5 protein-coding genes are annotated in these 3,714 nt (G+C 75.5%); 4 read left to right on the top strand and 1 reads right to left on the bottom strand.

Features of this window, described 5'->3' with window-relative positions:
• The coding region (locus CCN44_RS40150) for an NAD(P)H-binding protein (protein ID WP_143650396.1) at positions 1 to 980 on the bottom strand (980 nt) is incomplete at its 3' end.
• A gap of 332 nt (positions 981 to 1,312) precedes the next feature.
• On the opposite strand from CCN44_RS40150, the gene CCN44_RS45330 reads away from it, so the two are divergent.
• The 4 genes from CCN44_RS45330 to CCN44_RS40135 all read left to right on the top strand — a co-directional run.
• Complete coding sequence (locus tag CCN44_RS45330; RefSeq protein WP_167404083.1) at positions 1,313 to 1,489, top strand: hypothetical protein; 177 nt, start codon at positions 1,313 to 1,315, stop codon at positions 1,487 to 1,489.
• 121 nt (positions 1,490 to 1,610) lie between these two features.
• Positions 1,611 to 1,694, top strand: coding sequence for a putative leader peptide (locus CCN44_RS47980; RefSeq protein WP_391041947.1), 84 nt, complete (start codon positions 1,611 to 1,613; stop codon positions 1,692 to 1,694).
• 253 nt (positions 1,695 to 1,947) lie between these two features.
• On the top strand, positions 1,948 to 3,090 hold the full coding sequence (locus CCN44_RS40140; protein WP_086704050.1) for an LLM class flavin-dependent oxidoreductase: 1,143 nt from the start codon (positions 1,948 to 1,950) through the stop codon (positions 3,088 to 3,090).
• 39 nt (positions 3,091 to 3,129) lie between these two features.
• On the top strand, positions 3,130 to 3,714 hold a 585-nt coding region (locus tag CCN44_RS40135; RefSeq protein WP_107502171.1), incomplete at its 3' end, for an HXXEE domain-containing protein.

Here is a 3,714-nt window from a genome sequence, read left to right as displayed (position 1 = left end):
GGCACGATGAGCCGCCGGGGGAGCCCCGCGACCCGCGCGCGCACCTGGCGCAGGGCCAGCCGCACCGCCTCGTCGAAACCGAGCGGATGCCCGGGCGGCGCGGGCACGTACCGGTCGATGTCATGCTCGCGGCAGACCACCTCGTGCCGCAGCGACTCGGTCAGGGGCCGCGCCAGGGACGCCGGGACGGGCGTGACGAGCCCCACCCAATGGCTGGACAGGCCGGGGGTGAGGACGGGGACGGGCACGATGAGCCGCCGGGGGAGCCCCGCGACCCGCGCGTAGCGGACCATCATGTCCCGGTACGTCAGGACGTCCGGACCGCCGATGTCGAAGGTCCGGTTCACCCCGTCCGGCAGGCCCGCGCCGCCGACGAGCAGCCGCAGCACGTCCCGCACGGCGATGGGCTGGATCCGGGTGCGCACCCAGCTGGGGGTGACCATCACCGGCAGCCGCTCGGTGAGGTACCGGAGCATCTCGAAGGAGGCCGAGCCCGAGCCGATGATCACGGCGGCGCGCAGCACGGCGGTCGGTACGCCCGAGGCCAGCAGGATGCGGCCCACCTCCGCCCGGGACCGCAGGTGCGGGGAGAGCCGCTCCTCGGGCACCCCCGGCGGCGTGAGACCGCCGAGGTACACGATGCGCCGCACGCCGGCCGCCTCGGCCCGCTGCCCGAAGACGCGGGCGGCGCGGCGGTCGGTCTCCTCGAAGTCCTTGCCGCTGCCGAGCGTGTGCACCAGGTAGTAGGCCACGTCGATGTCCCGCATCGCCTCGGCGACCGCAGCGGCGTCCGTGACGTCCCCCCGCACCTCCTCCACCGCGCCCGCCCACGGGTGGTCGCGCAGCTTGCCGGGGGAGCGGGCGAGGCAGCGCACCCGGTGCCCGGCGGCCAGCAGCTCGGGGAGGAGACGGCCACCGATGTAGCCCGTGGCGCCGGTGACCAGGCAGTGGAGCCCGTCGGTCGGGTCGTGGTGGTTCATCGCACCCAGGTCCTTCGTGTCGGCGGCGCTCTGCACCGGCCGGCTGGCCAGGCCCTCTTCGCCGGACTTCTGAGGAGACTTCCCGCCGGAGCGGGCCGGCGGACGCGGCCCTCACCGGAACGGCGGGGGCGGGCGCGCGGGAAGGCGGGCGACCCGGAGGACGGCTGCTGCGGGTGTGCCGGAGTGCCGGGCCGCGGCCCAGCGGGTGTGCCGGACAGCAGGCCTGCGGCCGTGCGGGTGTGCGGTGACATGTCCCCACCGATCCGGGGCAGCCGGATCAGTACAACGCGTACATTCCGTCCGGGTCAGCGACGCAGGAGGTGGCCGCCGTCATGCGTACGAAGGTGTTGGAACGTTTTCCCGCCGGGGCTCCGCGCGGATCGTGGCCCGCGGAGGAGTACGCGGCCGCCCGGCGCGCCGAGGGCGAACCGGCGACCGTGGTCATGGACCTGAAATCGGACGCCTTCCTCGTGGTGGTCGAGGGCCAGGAGGAGGACGGCCGCTCCTGAGGGCCGCCAAGGGGCCGCTAGCCTGGGCTTTCTGTGACAGCGCCGTGAAATCCGGGGGACCCTCACCAGGCCGCCGGGATTTCCTTGACGGCTGTCACCGGCTGCTGCCACGATCGACGGCATGCTGATGCGACTGGACCTCACGCGGCGACGCCATGTCGACCTCGCGCGCGTCTCCAGCGCCTCCTGTCGCCGCGCGGTCTGATTCCGCCCGCAGCTTTCACGTCCCCCTTCCGGGTCCCCCCGGCGACGGCACGCCTGCATTCCGTCCCGCTTCTCCCGGCGGGATCGCGGAATTCCGCCTGCCCGGGATGCGTCGCGCACGTCCCGCGGGCACGCGTTCCGCGTGCCCGCGGCCAGGTGACGTCCGGTCCGCCCGCGGATCCGGCGCACCGGTCGCCCCCTGCCCGGCGGGACCCGGCCGTCCCGGCACGGCCTGCTCTGATCGGAGACCCCACGTGTCCCTCACCTTCCACTGGTTCCTGCCCACCAACGGCGACAGCCGCGACGTCGTCGGCGGCGGCCACGGCACCCCGGCGACCGCCTCCGGCCGGGACCGGCCGCCGACCGTCGCCTATCTGAGCCAGATCGCCCGGGCCGCCGAGGACCTGGGGTTCGTCGGTGCGCTCACCCCGACCGGCGCGTGGTGCGAGGACGCGTGGCTGACCACCGCCATGGTCAGCCAGAACTCCGAGCGGCTGAAGTTCCTGGTCGCCTTCCGGCCCGGCTTCCTCTCCCCGACGCTCGCCGCCCAGATGGCGTCCACCTTCCAGCGGCACACCGGCGGACGGCTGCTGCTCAATGTCGTCACCGGCGGCGAGAGCCACGAGCAGCGCGCCTACGGCGACTTCCTCGACAAGGACGCCCGCTACCGTCGTACCGGCGAATTCCTGTCCGTCGTCCGGGAGTTGTGGGACGGCAAGAGCGTCGACCTGCACGGGGAGCATCTGCGGGTCGAGGAGGCGCGGCTCAGCCGTCCGCCCGAGCCGGTTCCCGAGGTGTACTTCGGCGGCTCCTCCCCGGCGGCCGGCGAGGTCGCGGCCCGGTACGCCGACGTGTACCTCACCTGGGGCGAGCCGCCCGCGCAGGTCGCCGAGAAGACCGCCTGGATCCGGAAGCTCGCCGCGCGGCACGGCCGTACCCCGCGCTTCGGCATCCGGCTGCACGTCATCACCCGGGACACCGCCGCGCAGGCCTGGGCGGAGGCGGACCGGATGCTCGCCGGCTTCGACGCGGAGACCGTACGGGCCGTGCAACAGGGCCTCGCCCGCAGCGAGTCGGAGGGGCAGCGGCGCATGCTCGCCCTGCACGGCGGCAGCCGGGAGAGCCTGGAGATCCACCCCAACCTGTGGGCCGGCGTCGGGCTGGTGCGCGGCGGCGCGGGCACGGCCCTGGTCGGCAGCCACGACGAGGTCGTCGAGCGCATCAAGGAGTACCACGCCCTCGGCATCGACGAGTTCGTCCTCTCCGGCTATCCGCACCTGGAGGAGGCGTACTGGTTCGGCGAGGGCGTCCTGCCCCGGCTCGCCGCGCAAGGCCTGTGGGCGCACCCCGACGGCCGGCGGACCGCCGCCCCGGCGCCGGTGCCGTTCGCGGGCTGACCGGCGGCGGCCTGGCCGGCCCTGGCAGACTGGGCGCCGATGCGAAGCGAGACGAATGCCGTGACCGGGGCCGTCACTTGGGGGCTGCTGGCCGCCTGGGCGGTGCACGACACCGAGGAAGTCGTCATGGTGCAGCGCTGGCTGCGGACCCGGCTGCCGGAGCTGCGCGGGCGGCTCCCCGGGGTGCCCGAGCCGGTGTGGCGGGGCCTCGCGGGCATGGACCGGCGCCGGTTCGGCACCGCGGTCGCCGCGATGGGGGTCGTCGTCGCCGCGGCGGCGGCCGACGGGTGGCGCACGGGCGGCCGGTCCGCCGTCTACCGGACCGCGCTGAACGGCTTCGGCGCGCACGGCCTCGTGCACCTGGCCCAGGCGGCGGCCGTCCGCGGGTACACCCCCGGCTCCGCGACCACACCCCTGGTCGTCCTGCCGTTCACCCTGTGGGCCCGCGCCCGGCTGCGCCGCGCCGGCCTGCTGCGCCCCACCCGCCCGCGGGACGTCGTCCAGGGCCTGGCCTTCGCGGCGGCGGCCCGCTCAGGGCTCTCGCCGCAGGCGTTGGGCGATGGCGTGGGTGCGGCCCGTGGCCGCCGCCGCGAAGGCCCGGGCCTGGACGGCGTCCCGCGGGCG

The organism is Streptomyces tricolor (genome assembly GCF_002155905.1).
Lineage (GTDB): Bacteria > Actinomycetota > Actinomycetes > Streptomycetales > Streptomycetaceae > Streptomyces > Streptomyces tricolor.
This window is presented reverse-complemented; position numbering and strand designations above follow the sequence as displayed.

Bases quoted from the DNA above. Each gene is read 5' to 3' on its own strand.
- CCN44_RS45330 (WP_167404083.1), top strand. From the start codon at position 1,313: ATGCGTACGAAGGTGTTGGAACGTTTTCCCGCCGGGGCTCCGCGCGGA.
- CCN44_RS47980 (WP_391041947.1), top strand. From the start codon at position 1,611: ATGCTGATGCGACTGGACCTCACGCGGCGACGCCATGTCGACCTCGCG.